The sequence below is a fragment of the Kitasatospora sp. LaBMicrA B282 genome (assembly GCF_050325825.1).
GTDB lineage: Bacteria > Actinomycetota > Actinomycetes > Streptomycetales > Streptomycetaceae > Kitasatospora.
Genome location: NZ_JBNQTI010000041.1, coordinates 38,622 through 55,100, shown reverse-complemented (window position 1 = coordinate 55,100; position 16,479 = coordinate 38,622). Strand labels below are relative to the sequence as shown.

Annotated in this window: 17 protein-coding genes; 9 read left to right on the top strand and 8 right to left on the bottom strand. The window is 72.5% G+C overall.

The genetic code is table 11. From position 1 onward, the window contains the following. Window positions 1-859: N-acetylmuramoyl-L-alanine amidase (locus tag ACQRUO_RS14465; RefSeq protein WP_428316283.1), on the top strand; the 859-nt coding region annotated here is incomplete at its 5' end. 137 nt (window positions 860-996) lie between these two features. Next, on the top strand, window positions 997-1,968 hold the full coding sequence (locus ACQRUO_RS14460) for a hypothetical protein (protein WP_428316282.1): 972 nt from the start codon (window positions 997-999) through the stop codon (window positions 1,966-1,968). 169 nt (window positions 1,969-2,137) lie between these two features. Here ACQRUO_RS14460 and ACQRUO_RS14455 read toward each other — a convergent pair whose 3' ends face one another. The 3 genes from ACQRUO_RS14455 to ACQRUO_RS14445 form a co-directional block, all read right to left on the bottom strand. Then, window positions 2,138-3,199, bottom strand: coding sequence for a prenyltransferase (locus tag ACQRUO_RS14455; protein ID WP_428316285.1), 1,062 nt, complete (start codon window positions 3,197-3,199; stop codon window positions 2,138-2,140). 14 nt (window positions 3,200-3,213) lie between these two features. Then, complete coding sequence (locus tag ACQRUO_RS14450; protein WP_428316281.1) at window positions 3,214-3,948, bottom strand: class I SAM-dependent methyltransferase; 735 nt, start codon at window positions 3,946-3,948, stop codon at window positions 3,214-3,216. A 76-nt stretch (window positions 3,949-4,024) separates the two neighbouring features. Beyond that, entirely contained in the window at window positions 4,025-5,365 is a 1,341-nt protein-coding gene (locus ACQRUO_RS14445) for a glycosyltransferase family 4 protein (protein ID WP_428316280.1), read from the bottom strand. Window positions 5,366-5,634: 269 nt separating this feature from the next. Between ACQRUO_RS14445 and ACQRUO_RS14440 the strand changes: the two genes are divergently transcribed. Continuing rightward, on the top strand, window positions 5,635-5,868 hold the full coding sequence (locus ACQRUO_RS14440) for an LPXTG cell wall anchor domain-containing protein (RefSeq protein ID WP_428316279.1): 234 nt from the start codon (window positions 5,635-5,637) through the stop codon (window positions 5,866-5,868). A gap of 40 nt (window positions 5,869-5,908) precedes the next feature. Continuing rightward, complete coding sequence (locus tag ACQRUO_RS14435; RefSeq protein ID WP_428316278.1) at window positions 5,909-7,117, top strand: sensor histidine kinase; 1,209 nt, start codon at window positions 5,909-5,911, stop codon at window positions 7,115-7,117. A gap of 28 nt (window positions 7,118-7,145) precedes the next feature. Here ACQRUO_RS14435 and ACQRUO_RS14430 read toward each other — a convergent pair whose 3' ends face one another. Next, window positions 7,146-7,469 carry an antibiotic biosynthesis monooxygenase family protein gene (locus ACQRUO_RS14430; RefSeq protein WP_428316277.1) on the bottom strand — a complete coding sequence of 108 codons (324 nt, stop codon included), beginning with the start codon at window positions 7,467-7,469 and terminating at the stop codon, window positions 7,146-7,148. A gap of 199 nt (window positions 7,470-7,668) precedes the next feature. Between ACQRUO_RS14430 and ACQRUO_RS14425 the strand changes: the two genes are divergently transcribed. The 4 genes from ACQRUO_RS14425 to ACQRUO_RS14410 all read left to right on the top strand — a co-directional run bounded on the left by ACQRUO_RS14425 (window position 7,669) and on the right by ACQRUO_RS14410 (window position 9,530). Further along, window positions 7,669-7,872 (top strand): hypothetical protein, encoded by a 204-nt coding sequence (locus ACQRUO_RS14425; protein WP_428316276.1) that lies wholly within the window; start codon window positions 7,669-7,671, stop codon window positions 7,870-7,872. Then, window positions 7,856-8,365 carry a DUF6879 family protein gene (locus tag ACQRUO_RS14420; RefSeq protein WP_428316275.1) on the top strand — a complete coding sequence of 170 codons (510 nt, stop codon included), beginning with the start codon at window positions 7,856-7,858 and terminating at the stop codon, window positions 8,363-8,365. Before ACQRUO_RS14425 ends, ACQRUO_RS14420 begins: the two co-directional genes overlap by 17 nt. Continuing rightward, a complete protein-coding gene (locus ACQRUO_RS14415; protein ID WP_428316274.1) occupies window positions 8,362-9,189 on the top strand; it encodes a helix-turn-helix domain-containing protein in 828 nt (275 codons plus the stop codon). Before ACQRUO_RS14420 ends, ACQRUO_RS14415 begins: the two co-directional genes overlap by 4 nt. Before the next feature lie 83 nt (window positions 9,190-9,272). Beyond that, on the top strand, window positions 9,273-9,530 hold the full coding sequence (locus ACQRUO_RS14410) for a hypothetical protein (protein WP_428316273.1): 258 nt from the start codon (window positions 9,273-9,275) through the stop codon (window positions 9,528-9,530). A 239-nt stretch (window positions 9,531-9,769) separates the two neighbouring features. Here the strand turns inward: ACQRUO_RS14410 and ACQRUO_RS14405 are convergent, their stop codons facing one another. Beyond that, entirely contained in the window at window positions 9,770-11,833 is a 2,064-nt protein-coding gene (locus ACQRUO_RS14405; RefSeq protein ID WP_428316272.1) for an MFS transporter, read from the bottom strand. 250 nt (window positions 11,834-12,083) lie between these two features. Here ACQRUO_RS14405 and ACQRUO_RS14400 point away from each other — a divergent pair, with 250 nt between their 5' ends. Beyond that, the gene (locus ACQRUO_RS14400) at window positions 12,084-13,151 is read left to right on the top strand and encodes a peptidoglycan-binding domain-containing protein (protein ID WP_428316271.1); all 1,068 of its coding nucleotides are present in this window, start codon (window positions 12,084-12,086) and stop codon (window positions 13,149-13,151) included. A gap of 97 nt (window positions 13,152-13,248) precedes the next feature. Here ACQRUO_RS14400 and ACQRUO_RS14395 read toward each other — a convergent pair whose 3' ends face one another. The 3 genes from ACQRUO_RS14395 to ACQRUO_RS14385 form a co-directional block, all read right to left on the bottom strand. Continuing rightward, window positions 13,249-13,830 (bottom strand): TMEM165/GDT1 family protein, encoded by a 582-nt coding sequence (locus ACQRUO_RS14395; RefSeq protein WP_428316270.1) that lies wholly within the window; start codon window positions 13,828-13,830, stop codon window positions 13,249-13,251. Window positions 13,831-14,028: 198 nt separating this feature from the next. Beyond that, a complete protein-coding gene (locus ACQRUO_RS14390; protein WP_428316284.1) occupies window positions 14,029-14,763 on the bottom strand; it encodes an ABC transporter permease in 735 nt (244 codons plus the stop codon). A 92-nt stretch (window positions 14,764-14,855) separates the two neighbouring features. Next, window positions 14,856-16,418 carry a dolichyl-phosphate-mannose--protein mannosyltransferase gene (locus ACQRUO_RS14385; RefSeq protein ID WP_428316269.1) on the bottom strand — a complete coding sequence of 521 codons (1,563 nt, stop codon included), beginning with the start codon at window positions 16,416-16,418 and terminating at the stop codon, window positions 14,856-14,858. Window positions 16,419-16,479 lie beyond the last annotated feature (61 nt).

Here is a 16,479-nt window from a genome sequence, read left to right as displayed (position 1 = left end):
CGCCGGTGCGGCCCCGGCCACCAGCGCGGCGCCCACCGGAGCGGGCGGCCCGGGCGCCGCGACCTCCCCGAGCGCCTCGGCCTCGCCCAGCCCGTCCGCCGCCGCCACGCCGCTGGCCGGGCGGACCATCGTGATCGACCCCGGCCACAACCCGGGCAACTTCGCCCACCCCACCGAGATCAACCAGCAGGTGGACGTGGGCAACGGTCACAAGGAGTGCGACACCACCGGCACCGAGACCGACGCCGGCTTCACCGAGGCGGCCTACACCCTGGACTTCTCGCACCGGCTGCGCGACCTGCTGCAGACCCTGGGCGCCAAGGTGATCCTGACCCAGGACGGCGACCGCCCCTGGGGCCCGTGCGTCGACGAGCGGGCCGCGATCGGCAACGCCGCGCACGCGGACGCGGCGATCTCGGTGCACGCGGACGGCGGGCCGGCCTCCGGCAGCGGCTTCCACGTGATCATGCCCGCCAAGGTGGTGGCGGGGAAGGCGGACACCAGCGCGATCGTCGACCCCTCGCACCGGCTCGGCCTGCTGGTCCGGGACGGCTTCCACGCCGCCACCGGCGAGCCGTACGCCGACTACGTCGCCGACCAGGGCCTGGACACCCGCAGTGACCTCGGCGGGCTGAACCTGTCGACCGTGCCGAAGGTCTTCATCGAGTGCGGCAACATGCGCAACGCGGGCGACGCCCAGCACCTCGTCGACCCGCAGTGGCGCCAGCTCGCCGCCCAGGGGATCGCCGACGCTTTCGTCCGCTTCCTGACCTCGCCGAACGGCGCCTCCGGCGGTGCGCCGAGCGGCAGTTCGGGCGCCCCTTCGAGCAGTGCGCCGACCGGCACGACAACCAGCTGATGCCCACCCGCTGACCCGGCGCGGGCGGGGTCAGTAGAATCACCCCCCGTTACGCCGACAAAGACACACCACGAGGGGACCGATCAGTGAACTTGCGTGCTCTCAGCAGGGGAGACGCCGCCATCGCAGGCGCGGCCGTGCTCCTGCTCATCTCGTCGTTCCTCCCGTACTGGTCGGTCGACTGCCCGGCCTATGCGGCGAACCTGAACTGCTCGTCCAGCGTCTGGACCAGCAACCTGTTCCCGATCCTGCCCTCGGTCTACCTGCTCGGCATCGCGGCCGGCGCCCTGATCCTGCTGCAGCACCTGCAGGGTGAGGCGGCCAAGAACCGGCAGATCCTGGGCCTGCGGCTGGACCAGTGGGGGATCTCCTTCGCCGTGGTCGCGCTGTGGACCGCGCTCTGGTCGCTGGGCGCCGGTTCGGACCACTCCTGGGGCGCCTACCTCGGTCTGATCTCGGTGCTGGTGCTCGCCGGCGTCGCGGTCGCCGGGCCGCTGGTGCCGGCGCTGCAGGCGCCGCTGGTCACCGACAAGCCGGCCATGCCGCAGGGCTACCAGCAGGTGCCCGGCGGCTACCCGGGCGCCGGCCAGCCCGGCCAGCCCTTCGGCGGCCAGCCGCAGCAGGGCGGCTACGGCTTCCCCGCTCCGGGCGCCGCACAGCCCGGCCAGCCGTTCGCCGGCCAGCCGCAGCAGGGCGGCTACGGCTTCCCGGCCCCGGGCGCCGCACAGCCGGCCGCCGGCCAGCCCGCCGCTGACTACGGCTTCGGCCAGGGTGCCCAGCCGGTCCCCGGCGCCGTCGCGGGCCAGCCGCAGGACGCCGCCTTCCAGCCGGCCGCCGCGGCTCCCGCCCCGGCGCAGAGCGCGCTGGCCGCCGCGGAGCCGGCCCCGGCCGCCCAGGCGCCGGCCGCCGACTTCGCGCCGTACTGGTTCGCCGTGCCGGAGGCCCGCCAGCTGGCCCCCAAGGACGGCCCGGCCGGTCCGCCGGTCGGCGAGCTGCAGCCGGGCACCTGGTACCTGGCGGTGGAGCAGCGCGGCGCCGCCCTGGTGGCGCAGCTCCAGGACGGCACCCAGGGCCTGCTGAACGACACCGCGGGCATCCAGCGCGGCTGACCCGCACCGGGCCGGTGGCCCGAAGAGCAGACGCCGAAGGGCCGGCGGGATTCCTCCCGCCGGCCCTTCGGCGTGCTGCGCCCGGCCCGGGGCAGCAACACCCCTGCACGGCCGGGGTCAGCAGCACCCCTGCCCGGCCCGGGTCAGCAACACCCCTGTACGGCCAGGGTCAGCACCACCCCTGCACGGCCAGCCCGTTCGGCAGGTCGGCCGCGCCGAAGACGGCCACCGTGGCCGGGTCCCCGCCGAGCGCGGCGACCGCGAGCAGCAGTGCGCCGGCGGTCCAGGTGGTGCGCTCCTCGGGCCAGATGGCGTCGTCCTCGAAGACGTAGCCGGTCCAGTAGGACCCGTCCTCGTGGCGCAGCCGCTGGATCCACCGGAGGATCTCGACGGCCCGTTCGGTGTCGCCCGACGCCCAGAGCGCGAGCGCGAGCTCGGCGCTCTCGCCGCCCGTCACCCAGGGCCGGTCGCTGACGCAGCGGACGCCGAGCCCGGGCACCACGAAGCGGTCCCAGTCGGCCTTGATCCGCTGCTCGGCCGGCGCGCCGCGCAGCGCGCTGCCGAGCACCGGGTAGTACCAGTCCATCGAGTAGCGGTTCTTGTCGAGGAAGCGCTCGGGGTGCTCGGCCACCGCGTGGCGCAGCCGGCCGGTGGCCAGCTCCCAGTCGGGCTGCGGTTCGTCGAGCAGCTCGGCGATGGCCAGCCCGCAGCGCAGCGCGTGCAGGATGCTGGCGGAGCCGGTGAGCAGCGCCTCCTGGACGGGGGTGCCGTCCTCGTCGACCCGCCAGGCGATCGGGCCGCCGGGCAGCTGCAGCCCGACGGTGAAGTCCAGCGCGCGGCGCACCGCGGGCCACAGCCGTTCCAGGAAGGTGCGGTCGCCGGTGGACAGGTGGTGGTGCCAGACGCCGACCGCGAGGTAGGCGCAGAAGTTGGTCTCCACCGAGCGGTTGCTCACGCCCGCGGCACCGTCGCCGAAGTAGCCCGCGTACCAGGAGCCGTCCGGGTTCTGGTGCGCGGCCAGCCAGTGGTAGGCGCGCTCGGCGGCGGCGTGCTCGCCGGCCGCGTCCAGCGCCATCGCCGCCTCGGTGTGGTCCCAGGGGTCCAGGTGGCCACCGGTGAACCACGGGATGGCGCCGTCCGGCCGCTGCTCGGCCAGGATGGTGCGGACCGTGGCGGCGGCCTGCGCCGCGTCCAGCACGCCCGGCAGCAGCAGGGTCCGGGGGCCGGCCACGCCCTCGGGGGCCGTCACGCGCCGGCCCGGTTGGGCTTGCTGGCGTAGGCGACGAAGCTCTTGCCGATCACCGGGTTGAGCGCGGCCTCGGCGGCCCGGGTCAGCTTGCTGATCACCGGGGTGCCGACGATGTCCCAGACCAGCAGCTGGTGGTAGGCCTTGACCGGCAGCGCCTTGTCGTTGTTCACGCCGACCGCGCACTTGATCCACCAGTACGGCGAGTGCAGCGCGTGCGCGTGGTGGGTGCCGTAGGGGGTGAGGCCGGCCTCGCGCATCTTGTCCAGCAGCTCGTCGCCGCGGTAGATCCGGATGTGGCCGCCCTCGACCTCGTGGTACTCGTCGGAGAGCGCCCAGCAGATCTTCTCCGGCAGCCAGCGCGGCACGGTCACCGCGAGCAGCCCGCCGGGCTTGAGCACCCGGAACATCTCGGCGAGCACGCCCTTGTCGTCGGGGATGTGCTCCATCACCTCGGAGATGATGATCTTGTCGAAGGACTCGTCCTCGAACGGCAGGGCCAGCGCGTTGCCCTCCATGGCCACCGCGCTCGCCCCGGCCGGCGCCTCGCCGGCCGCCGCCATCGCGTCGAACCAGCGCTTGACCTCGGCGATCTCCTCGCCGTTCTGGTCCAGCGCCACCACGTTGGCACCGCGCCGGTAGCACTCGAACGCGTGTCGGCCGCCGCCGCACCCCAGGTCGAGCACCCGGTCGCCGGGGGCGAGCGGGAATCGGGCGAAATCGACGGTCAGCACGGTGTGGAGCTCCCATTCGTGGGCGTCAGAGCGACTACTGCGGAAGGCGGGTGGCGTCGTGCCAGCCGACGGTGGGTCAGCTGGGATCGGTGGTGTAGCGCCAGCCGGGGCCGGAGCGGGCCCGCCGCCCGGCGCCACTGGCGATCGCCGCACGGTAGCGCTCGGCGGTCAGTTCGGCCGCGCGCTCCCAGGTGAAGTGGGCCAGCACCCGCTCCCGCCCGGCCGCGCCGAGGCGGGCCCGCAGCCCGGCATCGTCCAGCAGCCGGCCGAGCGCGCCGGCCAGCGCACCCGCGTCGCCGGGCGGCACCGCCAGGCAGCTCTCGCCGTCCGGACCCGCCACCTCGGGGATCGCCCCGCCGGTGGTGGCCACCAGCGGGGTCGCGGTGGCCATCGCCTCGGCGGCCGGCAGCGAGAAGCCCTCGTAGAGCGAGGGCACGCAGGCCACCTCGGCCGAGCGGTAGAGGTCGACCAGCTCCGCGTCGGTCAGCCCGGTGCGGAACTCGATGTGCGGCTCCAGGCCGAACCGGCGCACGGCGTCCGCCACCGGCCCCTCACCCTGCTTCTTGCAGACCACCACCAGGTGCGCCTCCCGCTCGGTGCGCACCTTGGCCAGCGCCTCCACCAGGTGGACCAGGCCCTTGAGCGGCACGTCCGCGCTGGAGGTGGCGACGATCCGGCCCGGCACCACCGGCACCCGCTCGTCCGGCGACCAGAGCCGGGTGTCGGCACCGATCGGGACGACCGAGACGCTGCCCGCGGCGGCGCCCAGGTCGCGGATGATCTCCGCCTTGGAGCTGCCCGAGACCGTGATGATCCGGTCCAGCCGCGCGGTCACCCGGCGCTGCATCCGGGTGAAGGCGTACCAGCGGCGCTTGGAGAGGCGCTGGGCCCGGGTGGTGGCCGCGTCCAGCTCCAGCTGCCGGTCCACGGTGATCGGGTGGTGGATGGTGGTGACCAGCGGGAAGCCGTGCCGGGCCAGGCCGAGCAGGCCGTAGCCGAGGGTCTGGTTGTCGTGCACCACGTCGTAGCGCCCGCGGTGCCGGGCCAGGTACTGGCGGGCCCGCAGCGAGAAGGTGAGCGGCTCGGGGAAGCCGCCGGTCCACATGGTGGCCACCTCCAGCGCGTCCACCACGCCGCGCAGTTCGGCGAAGGCGGGGGTGCGGAAGGGGTCCTCGGCCCGGTACAGGTCCAGGCTGGGCAGCTCCACCAGGCGCACCGAGCCGGGGCCCTCGACCTCGTCCAGCACCGGGTAGGGCTGGGCGCCGATCACGTCGACGTGGTGGCCGAGCCGGGCCAGCTCGCGCGACAGGTGCCGGACGTAGACGCCCTGGCCGCCGCAGAACGGGTCACCGCGGTAGGAGAGCAGCGCGATCCGCAGCGGGCGCCGGTCGGCCGTGGAGGGTGGCTGGCCCGTCATGGTCGGCCCCTTGAAACATGTGAACAGTGAGGAACCTCGAAGATACCGGCCCGTAGCTTCGGCATCGGAGGCGGGGAAGGTGATTCACGCCACGTGCCCGCCGCGGTGTGCGAAGGGCCCCGCGGGCGGGCCGCTCGGCGGTCACTCCAGTGCCGGTCGGCAGGCCCTGCGGTGCCGGTTAGAGTCGTACGGGCCGCACTCGACGCCGACCGCGAGGCCGGTGCGGGGTGCGTACCGCCCGACCCCGCGCGAAAGGCCGCCGCCCCGCCATGTTCTCGCCCGCCCGTACCGCTGCCGCCCTCCTCTGTGCCGCGCTGCTGGCCGGCCTCGGCGCCGGTCCCGCCCTGGCCGACGCCGGCCCGACCACGCCGGCCACCGCGCAGCCCGCCCCGGCGAAGAAGGCCGGCAGCGACTTCGGCACCCCCTGGGTGATCGGCGTCGGCCTGGTGGCCGGGATCGGCGGCGGCCTCTTCATCAGCATGAACCGCAAGCGCACCGGCTGAGACCCACCGGGGGTTTGCAGGCAGGCCCTAGGCTGCCGCAATGCACAGCGGCATGGCGCGGCTCCGGGACCTGGTCCGCCGGCACCCCGTCACGGTCGACGCCGTGCTCGCGGCGGTCGTCGGCGGCCTCACCGTCACCTTCGCCTGGCAGACCAGCCAGGACCTGCACGCCACGTACCACTTCCCGCCGTACGGAGCCTCGGCGATCGCCCTGACCCTGCTGGTCAACCTGCCGATCGCGGTCCGCCGCCGGTGGCCCTGGCCGGCCCTGCTGGCCTCCTGCCTGGGGCTGGCCGCCTACACCGCCGCCGGCAACGAGTCCTCGGAGAACCTCTGGGCACCGCTGCTGATCTTCTACACCGTGGCCCGTGCCCGGCAGCGGCGCGCCGTGAAGAGCGCGGCCGCCCTGACCTGGGGCCTGTGGAGCTGGAACGCGCTGGAGGTGCACGTCTCGCTGCTGTTCGCGGTGGGACAGGCCACGGTGGCCATCGGCATCGTCTGGTACTTCGCCGACGGGATGCGCAACCTGGGCCTGCGCAACGTGGAACTCGCCGACCTGACCGCCGAGTTGCGCGAGGAGCAGGCCGCCAGGGCGGTGCACGCGGTGACCGAGGAGCGGCTGCGGATCGCCCGCGAGCTGCACGACGTGCTGGCCCACCATCTCTCGGTGGTCGCCATGCAGGCCGGCGTGGCCCGCTTCGTGCTGGCCGCGGACCAGGCCACCGCGAGCAGCGCGCTGGACACCGTCGCGGACACCACCCGGCAGGCCCTGGACGAGATGCGCAGCCTGCTGCACCTGCTGCGGGTGGCACCCGACCGTGCCGCGGCCGAACCCGGCGACTACCTGCCCGCCCCCGGCCTGCGGATGCTGCCCGAGGTGCTCGACCGGCTGCGCGGCGCCGGCCTGACCGTCGAGCTGACCCGCACCGGCGAGCACCGCGAGCTGCCGCCCGGGCTGGACCTGGCCGCCTTCCGGGTGCTCCAGGAGTCGCTCACCAACACCCTCAAGCACGCCGGCCCCGCCGCCCGCGCCGAGGTCCACCTGCACTACGGCGAGCAGGCCCTGACCGCCCGCACCAGCGACGACGGCGGCAGCGGCCGGCTCGCCGTCGCCCCGGTCTCCGGCGGCCACGGCCTGATCGGCATGCGCGAGCGGATCAACCTCTACGGCGGCGAGCTGACCGCCGGCCCGCGCCCGACCGGCGGCTACGAGGTCCGCTTCACCGTCCCGATCGCACCGCCGGCCTGAGCCCGCACACCGGTCGACCGCGCTCCGGTCAGCCCTGCTTGGGCGCCGCCTGCTGGACCACCTCGAACGACCAGAGCGTCGACCCGGAGGCCGCCGGCCGCCGGCCCGCCTCCCCGGCCGGCCGGTGCGCGGCCTGCATCGTCCCGCTCATCCACGCCTGGAACGACTCCTCGTCCCGCCACCGGGTGTACACCAGGTACTGGTCGGTCCCCTCCACCGGCCGCAGCAGCTCGAACCACTCGAACCCGTCCGAGCCCTCCACCGCCCCGGCCCGCGAGGCGAACCGCTGCTCCAGCACCTCCCGCTGCTCGGCGGGCACGGTCAGCACATTGATCTTCACGACGCTGGGCACATGACACCTCTCGTTAAAGGGGCCCGACCTGGGCACCTCATCTTGACCACGTGCGAGCAGTCTCCTACATACGACAGTCCAAGAAGCGCGACGCAGCTGCCTTTCCTGTTCTGGAAAGGCAGGGTTCTTGACCGTGCGCCCGATGAGTCGGGAGCATCAGACGAGACAGCGGAGTCACCGCCCGTAGAGGGGGAAGACGTTGGCACTTGAGAAGCTGCTGAGCGACTGCCGGGAAGGTCCTTGCCCGACCCTGTGGCGCACCGAGGAAGGCAGGTACATCGTTCAGGGTTACAAGGTGCTCGACCCTGAGCGCCTGGCACAGCTCGGGCTGCCGGAGAACGAGACGGCCGTAGAGGTCACGGCCGAGCTGCTGGAAGGGTTCTTCGGTGCTGCTCGCGGGTGACGAGTTCAACCGGTTGTTTCAGCAATTCGAGTCGTCGGCCTTCAAGATGGAGACTCGGGATCGCTACAACGTTGACGGCGAGCGTGACGAGTTCAGGGCCTTCCTCGACGGAAAGGAAATGCCGGAAGACTGGGAAGACAGCCCCTGGGTCCGGTCCATGATCGAGGCAGGCAAGACCCTGCAACGGGTCCATATCCTGCGTTCCCCTCTCACGGACTACCTGCGGTTCGAACTCGGCTGGGGTTACGTCGGCAACCTTCGAGCCGGCGAAGACATCCGCATCATCGACCTCGCCGATCGGAATATTGCCGGACTGCCGGATCACGACTTCTGGCTGTTCGACGATGCAAAGGTCTACCGAATGCATTATGGCGATGATGACGAGTTCCTGGGTGCCGAGCCGCTGAGCCAGGACTCCCTGGAGAAGTACCGCGCCTATCGTGACACGTCATGGGAGAACGCGACGCCCTACAGCGAATACTGGCACGCTTGATCGAGAACAAAAGCTGGGGTCTGGGACAAGCCCTGCGGGCGCTTCGGACAGCATCGGGACTAACCGGTGGAACCGTCGCCCGTAGGGCTTCCATGTCTCCCGGGAAGCTCAGCAAAATCGAGAATGGCAAGACCCTGCCGACAGTGCAGGACGTAGACCTGATCCTGACTGCCCTTGAAGTGTCCGAGGAGGCCAAGGCCGAGTTCCTGGCTCAGGCTAGGTCGGCAGCCACCGAGGCCACGGCATGGCGCGTGCTCAGGCGCATGGGGCCTTGGAAGCACCAACAAGCCATCAAGGGCATTGAAGCCCAGACGATCACACTCAGACTGTTCCAGGGGCAGCTCATTCCTGGCCTGCTGCAAACACCGGAATACGTTACGGCCGTCTTCTCCCTCATTCCGGGCCAGTCGGCCGAATCCAAGGCCAAGGCCGTCACTGCCCGAATTGAGCGGCAGTCCACGCTGTACGACCCGGATAGAGAATTTTGCTTCCTGATCTGCGAGCACGTGTTGCGCTGGATCATCTGCGACCGGCTGGTCATGGCCATGCAGCTCGACCGCCTCGTGTCGCTGTCACGGCTACCCAATGTCAGGATTGGCATTTTGCCACTGAATCGCAGGATGCCGGAGTTTCCCATGACATGTTTCAGCCTCTACGACGACCGGATGGTGATCGTGGAGACCTTCCACTCGGAGATCACCACCAGAGACCCGAAAGACATGGAGACGTACGTCTCCATCTTCGAACAGTTCGCGTCGGCGGCCATATATGAGGATGACATGCGAACCCTGATCGAGGGAATCCGGGACGAGTTCTTGCAGTAACAGGAAAGGGCCTGGTTTCCCGTTCCGGCGGGTCTTACGTTGTTCTCTCACCCAGAGAGATCCGTGAGCCACCGGGAGCCAACATGCCCGCAGCAACGCAACCCGGTCCTCCGACCCGGCGTCGGAGGACGGTCAGTCCGGCGGAGCTGGCGGCCATTCAGGCGGACTATGACCCGCTGTTCTTCGAGAAGTCCACCAATGGGCTGCGTGGCACGCCTACGGATTGGCCGTTCTGCGAGTGCGACAGGGACTTCTGTCCGGACAAGGGCAAGGCCGACGGCAGCGCGCTGGGCCCGGCCCTCGGCCAATCGGTCTTGCCGGGGCTGACCGATGCCGCCTGAGACGGTCACCAAGCCCGGGGCACAGCAGGACTGTGCCGAATGCGCCCGCCTGGACGCCATGGCGAGGCAGGCCCAACGCGTCACCATCCCTGGTGGCTGGTACCGGGACGAGTCGGCCCTGACGGACATCCGGATCATGAGGGAGCATCACGCGCCGACGTGCCCGGCGCCCAGGGGTGGAGATGCCAACCATGGTTGAGCCCGCGCCGCCCTTGGCGCCCGCCCCATCGCCGCGGCGCTCAGAACGAGCGCCCCTCGCTGTGCGGGACGTGTTCGCCGAGGTCGCGGTCGGCGCGGTCGGGGCGGTCGCGTTCGTCGCCGCAGAGGGCGGAGCTGAGCCGGGTGAGCAGGTCGGCGAGGTCGGCGAACTGCTTCTCGTCCCAGTCGCCGAGGAGTTGGGAGAGCTGGGAGCGGCGGGCGGCGACCAGCTTCACGGCGACCGCCTCGCCGGCCTCGGTCAGCCGCAGTGGCAGGCCGTTGCGCAGGGCCAGGCCCTTGCCCTCGACCTCGCGGGCCGCGGCCTCCACCACGCTCGGTGGGACGATCTTGCGCTCGGCCAGTTCGGCCGGCTCCACCGAGCCCTGGCGGTGCATCTGGAGCACCAGCCAGCTGGCGGCCGGTTGCAGGTCCACCTGGGCCTCGGCGGTGATCCGGCGGTAGAGGTCGCGGCGCGCCTCGCGGGTGTTGAGCACCGCCAGGGCGCGGGCGATCTCGTCCACCGAGGAGCGCTCGACCGGGTTCATGCCGATCGACTCGCCGAGGTCGGGGGCGGTGACCGAGGCGCGCAGCGGCTGTTCCTGGACGAAGAGCGAGAGCAGGAAGGCGATGAAGGCCACCGGCGCGGCGTAGAGGAAGACCTCGGCGATCGAGCTGGCGTAGGCGTGCAGCACGTGGTGCCCGACCAGCGGCGGCAGGGTCTTGATCACCCGCGGGTCGGCGGTGATCTCGGCGACGTGGAAGCCGGGCGGCAGGGTGGCGCCGCGCAGCGCGTCGGTCAGCTTGTGGGTCAGCCCGGTGGTGAAGATGGTGCCGAAGATCGAGACGCCGAAGGAGGCGCCGATCGAGCGGAAGAAGGTCGCCGCGGCGGTGGCCGCGCCCAGGTCCTGGTAGCCCACCGAGTTCTGCACGATCAGCACCAGCACCTGGAGCACCAGTCCGAGGCCCAGGCCGAAGACCAGGAAGAAGAGGCTCATCACCAGGGTCGAGGTGGACTCGGTGAGCCGGGAGAGCAGGATCAGACCCACCGTCACCACGGCGGTACCGGCGATCGGGAAGACCCGGTAGCGGCCGGTGCGGGCGACGATCTGGCCGGAGCCGATCGAGGTGACCAGCATGCCGAGCACCATCGGCAGCATGTGCACGCCGGACATGGTGGGCGAGACGCCCTGCACCACCTGGAGGAAGGTCGGCAGGTAGGTGAGCGCACCGAACATCGCGAAGCCGACCACGAAGGAGATCACCGCGACCAGGCTGAAGGTCCGGGAGGCGAAGAGCCGCGGCGGCAGCACGGCCTCCGGCGCGCTCCGCTCGACCTGGACGAAGAAGACCAGCAGCACCAGGCCGAGCACGCCCAGGCCGATGATCCGCCAGGAGCCCCACGGGTAGCTGACGCCGCCGAGCGAGGTCATCAGCACCAGGCAGGTGGCCACCGCGGCGATCAGCACGATGCCGAGGTAGTCGATGCTGTGCTTGCGCTTGCTCTCCACGCTGTGCAGCACCGCGGCGATCACCACCAGGGCGACCACGCCGATCGGCAGGTTGATGTAGAAGACCCAGCGCCAGGAGAGCTGGTCCACGAAGAAGCCGCCGAGCAGCGGGCCGAGCACGCTGGTGGCGCCGAAGACCGCGCCGAACAGGCCCTGGTACTTGCCGCGGTCGCGGGGCGGCACCAGGTCGCCGACGATCGCCTGGGTCAGCACGATCAGGCCGCCGCCGCCCAGGCCCTGCAGGGCGCGGAAGCCGATCAGCTCGCCCATGTTCTGCGCCACGCCGCAGAGCGCCGAGCCGACCAGGAAGATCACGATGGAGGCCTGGAAGAACCGCTTCCGGCCGTACATGTCGCCGAGCTTGCCCCAGAGCGGGGTGGCCGCGGTGGAGGCCAGCAGGTAGGCGGTGACCACCCAGGACAGGTGCTCCAGGCCGCCCAGGTCGCTGACGATGGTGGGCAGCGCGGTGGAGACGATGGTCTGGTCGAGCGCCGCGAGCAGCAGCGCCAGCAGCAGGGCGCCGATCGGGACCCAGAGGTTGTGGACCTCCGCCTCCGGTGACCGCGGCGGTTCGGTCTCGACGGCCGGTTCCGCCATGGCAGGCCCTCCTCGGTGAGCTTCTGCGGGTCAGCTGATGATCAGTCCGGGTTCTCGCCATCATCGTGTCAGATTTGTCCGGGTTTGCCGGGGGTGATTGCGCCATTCGTAAGCCGGCCGCCCCTGTTGGCCCGTGGACGGGTCCTGCATAATCGGGCGCATTCCACCGCCGTCCACGCTCCAGGAGGACCGACCCATGCCGGGATTCGCCCACCCAGGCCCCGGCCAGAGTCCGCTCCCGGACCCCGACGTGACCGAGACCGCCGTGCTGCCGCTGCCGCACGTGGAGGGGCCGCCGCTGGTCCGCCCGTACGCGCCGGCGGCCGCCTTCCCCGAGGCGCCGCCGGCGGGCGCCGCGCCCGAGGACCCGTTCGCCACCACCGTGCTGCCCCCGGTGCCGCCGTCGGCGCCGCCCCTGGCCGGTCCGCCGGCGCAGCCGCCGTTCGCCGCGCCCTTCGCCCCGCCGGCCTTCCCGCCGCCCGGCTACCCGCACCAGCAGCCCCCCGGCTACCCCCACCAGCCACTGGGCGAGCCCCACCAGCCGCCGGGCGAGCCCCGGCCCCCGTTCCACGACCCGGCCGCCACCACCCTGCTCCCGCCGGTGCCCCCGGCGCCGCCGGCCGCCCCGCCCCGCGAGCTGGGACTCTTCCCGATCGCCGCCGAGCCCGCCGGACCCGCAGCGGCCCCCGGCCGCCGGGCCGCCGCCCGAAGAGCCAGGGGCCGCAGCAGACGTGGAGTCTTCGCGGCGGCCGGCGCCGGCGCGGTCGTGCTGGGCGTGGGCCTGGCCTTCGCGCTCTCCCCCGGCCAGCAGACGCAGCACGTGGCCGTGCCGGTGCTACCGACCGGCGCCGCCGACCCGAGCCCCTCGCCGACCGACACCCCGGCCCCCAGCACCGACGCCCCGAGCACCGCCCCCGCGACCACCGCCGCCCCCGCGCCGCGGCCCACCACCGCGAAGCCCGTCCCGAAGCCGGCCTCCCCCACGCCCGCCCGGACCACCGCCCCCGCCCCCGCACCCGTCACCACCGCGGCCGCCCCGCCGCCCACCCAGGCGCCCCCGACCACCGCCGCGCCGAGCACCAGTGCCCCGGCACCGTCGCCGACCCCGACCGCACTGGGCCCGGGCAGCACCGGTCCGGCGGTGACCCAGCTCCAGCAGCAGCTGTACCAGGCGGGCTGCGGCGGCCGGTTCCACCAGGGCGTCTACGACAACCGCACCAGCCAGGCGGTGCAGCAGTTCCAGTGGTCCAACGGGATCTCGGAGGACGGCGCCGGCCCGCAGACCCAGGCCGCCCTGGCCAACGGGGACACCTGCTGAAACGGTGACGCGTGCGGAACGGTGACACCTGCGGAAACGGGGACACCTGCGGAACGGCAGCACCTGCTGAAACGGTGACCCCGCCCTCGGCGCCCGGTCAGCCGGTGATCGCCCCGACCACGCTGACCCCCGCCAGCACCAGCATCGCCGCGGCCGCGACCCGGATGATCACCTTCATCGGCACCACCTGGAGCAGCTTCTGCCCGCCCAGGATCGCCAGCCCGCCGACCGCGCAGAGCGCCAGCCAGGCACCCAGGCCGACCGCGAGCGGGTCGGCGTACTTGGCGGCCAGGTTGGCGGTCATGATCTGGGTCAGGTCACCGAACTCGGCCACCGCCACCACCAGGAAGCTGGCCCCGGCCACCTTCCAGAAGCCGGTGGAGGCGGGCGCCTTCGCCTCGTGGCCCTCCTCGTCCTCCTTGTGCAGCAACAGCATCACCGCGCCGCCCAGGAAGAGCAGCCCGCTGACGCCCTCGACCCAGCGGTGCGGGAGCAGCGACAGCAGGCTGCCGGCGGCGAGCGCGAGTCCGACCTGCACGGCCATGGCCGCCGCCACGCCGGCGAAGACGTAGGCCGCGCGGTAGCGGGTACCGAGCATCAGCGCGGCCAGCGCGGTCTTGTCCGGCAGTTCGGCGAGGAAGATGATGCCGAACGTCACGGCGAACACGGTCAGGTCCATCGGAGTCCCTACGGTCGGGCTGCCCGGTGTCCGGCCCCGAAACGAAAAAGGAGACCTCGACCGAGCAGCGCTGGCAGATGATCACAGCACTGCGGCCGAAGGTCTCGCCGACACCCGGTGAGCGGATGTCCCGGGCGCCGGGCCTCCCGCGAGCGGGCTGGCCAGTATGTCGACGGTCCGGTGGAGGGCTACTCCCCTTCAACGCCTCCACTGTACCGGACGGCGCACCAGCCCCCGCCCGACCAGTTCCAGCACCACCACGATCGCCACCGCCTCCACCGCGAGCAGCGCGACCAGCACGAACAGCTGCACCGCGCCCGCGGCCACCGGGGAGGAGCCGCCCAGCAGCATGCCGACGAAGGCTCCCGGCAGCGTGACCAGGCCCACCGTGCGGGTCTGGTCCAGGGCCGGCACCAGCGAGGTGGCGGCGGCGGTCCGGCAGATCTCCAGCCGGGCCTCGCGGTCCTCGAAGCCGAGCGCGAGGGCGGCCTCCACCTCGCCGTGCCGCTGGGTCAGCTCGTCCAGTGCCCGGCGGCCGGCCAGCGAGGTGGCGCTGAGCGCGCCGCCGATCAGGATGCCGGCCACCGGCACGACGGAGAGCCCCTTGGCCGGCAGCAGCCCGCTGCCGAGCAGCAGCACCAGCACCGGCAGCACGCCGCCGGCGATCGGGGCCGCCGCCCAGGCCCAGCTCCAGCCGGGCTCGTCGGTGATCCGCCGGCCGGCGGTGCGCACCGCCACGGTGAACATCACCAGCACGAAGAGCGCGGTCGACCAGAGCGCGTGCACCACCCAGGTGATCACCAGGGCGACCGCGGCGAGCTGCACCACCGCCCGCGCCCCGGCCCGCGCCACGTCGCGGCCGTACCCGAGCATCCCGCGGCCGGCCACCAGGACCGCCGCCACCAGCAGCACCGCCATCGCCGCCCCGAGCATCGGGGTGGCCGGCAGCAGCTGCCCCGACCCGGAGCCGGCGAGCCGCACCACCAGGCCCGGCACCGCCGGCCCGGGTATCGGCACCGCCGGGCTCAGATCCACGTGGTGAACCACATCCGGTCCGACCAGCCGGTCATCGGGATCACCTCGGCGGTGTAGAGCGGCAGGAAGTAGAGGAAGCACCCCATGATCGCCAGCACGATCGCGCCGGCCGCCACGCTGCCGATCGCCCGCCGCCGCGCAGTGACGCCGGGCGGGCCGATCATCGCCCCGAGCATCTGGGCGATCGCCAGGCAGAGGAAGGGCACCAGGATGACCATGTAGAACGAGAAGATGGTGCGCTGCTGGAACTGGAACCAGGGCAGGTAGGTGGCGGCCACGCCGCAGAGCACCGCGCCGGAGCGCCAGTCCCGCCGGAAGAACCAGCGGTACAGCAGGTAGAGCAGCGCGAAGCAGGCGGTCCACCAGAGCAGCGGGGTGCCGATCGCCAGGATCTGGGTGGTGCAGCCGCCGGTGTCGGTGCAGCCGCGCTGGCCGACCGAGACCGGCTGCCAGTACATGCTCACCGGGCGGCCCTGGACCAGCCAGCTGAACGGGTTGGACTGGTAGGTGTGCGGGGTGGTGAGGGTGGTGTTGAACCGCCACATCTCCGACTGGTAGTGCCACCAGCTGCGCAGCGCGGCGGGCACCAGCCCGGAACGGCCGTCGGCCCAGTGCCGGTCGTAGCCGCCGCTGCTGGCGAACCAGCCGGTCCAGGAGGCCAGGTAGGTGGCGGCGCCGAGCAGCACGGTCGAGCCGAAGGCGGGCAGCGCGTCGTGCCGCAGCATCGACCGGACCGGGAAGCGGGCACCGGCGGCCCGTCGCCCGGCCTGGTCCCAGAGCACGGTGAGCAGGCCGAAGGCGGCCAGCACGTAGGCACCGTTCCACTTCACCGAGCAGGCCATGCCGAGCAGCAGCCCGGCCGCCAGCCGCCAGGGGCGCAGGCCGAGCCGGACCGTGTTGCCGTCCACGCCCGGTTCGGCGAGCCTGGCCCGCACCCGGTCGCGGTCGATCAGCAGGCAGCCGAAGGCGGCCAGCACGAAGAAGCCCAGCACGCCGTCGAGCAGCCCGGTGCGGCTCATCACGAACTGCAGGCCGTCCACCGACAGCAGCAGCGCGGCGGTGCAGCCGATCAGGGTGGAGCCGAAGAGCCGGCGGCCGATCCGGGCCAGCATCAGCACCGACAGGGTGCCGAGCAGGCAGACCATGAACCGCCAACCGAACGGGTCGAGCCCGAAGGCGGCCTCGCCGATCGCGATCACCCACTTGCCGAGCGGCGGGTGGGCGATGAAGGCACCGGCCGACTCGAGCGGGATGCTCTGCGGGTGGCCCAGGATCTGGTCGTTGGCGGTGGACGGCCAGACGCCCTCGTAGCCCTGGTGCAGCAGCGACCAGGCGTCCTTGGGGTAGTAGGTCTCGTCGAAGACGAAGGCCCGCGGGTAGCCGAGGTTCCAGAACCGCAGCACGCCGGCGAAGAGCGCGACCGCGATCGGGCCGAGCCAGCCGGCGTGCCGGACCAACCAGGGCACCCGCGCGTTCAGTGCCGGCAGCAGGGACGGGCGGGCCGGCGGCGCTTCCGCTACCGCCGGCCGCTCGGTGACCGCTGTCTCTGCCATGTCCCCACCGCTGTCGACTGGATGATCGGATCGCCGTCGACTCTAGGCGGCGGCGAACTCC

Excerpts from the sequence above, each read along its gene's own strand:
- ACQRUO_RS14395 (WP_428316270.1), bottom strand. The coding sequence starts at position 13,830 with ATGGACCTGACCGTGTTCGCCGTGACGTTCGGCATCATCTTCCTCGCC.
- ACQRUO_RS14405 (WP_428316272.1), bottom strand. The coding sequence starts at position 11,833 with ATGGCGGAACCGGCCGTCGAGACCGAACCGCCGCGGTCACCGGAGGCG.
- ACQRUO_RS14445 (WP_428316280.1), bottom strand. The coding sequence starts at position 5,365 with ATGACGGGCCAGCCACCCTCCACGGCCGACCGGCGCCCGCTGCGGATC.
- ACQRUO_RS14440 (WP_428316279.1), top strand. The coding sequence starts at position 5,635 with ATGTTCTCGCCCGCCCGTACCGCTGCCGCCCTCCTCTGTGCCGCGCTG.
- ACQRUO_RS14385 (WP_428316269.1), bottom strand. The coding sequence starts at position 16,418 with ATGGCAGAGACAGCGGTCACCGAGCGGCCGGCGGTAGCGGAAGCGCCG.
- ACQRUO_RS14390 (WP_428316284.1), bottom strand. The coding sequence starts at position 14,763 with ATGCTCGGGGCGGCGATGGCGGTGCTGCTGGTGGCGGCGGTCCTGGTG.
- ACQRUO_RS14435 (WP_428316278.1), top strand. The coding sequence starts at position 5,909 with ATGCACAGCGGCATGGCGCGGCTCCGGGACCTGGTCCGCCGGCACCCC.
- ACQRUO_RS14410 (WP_428316273.1), top strand. The coding sequence starts at position 9,273 with ATGCCCGCAGCAACGCAACCCGGTCCTCCGACCCGGCGTCGGAGGACG.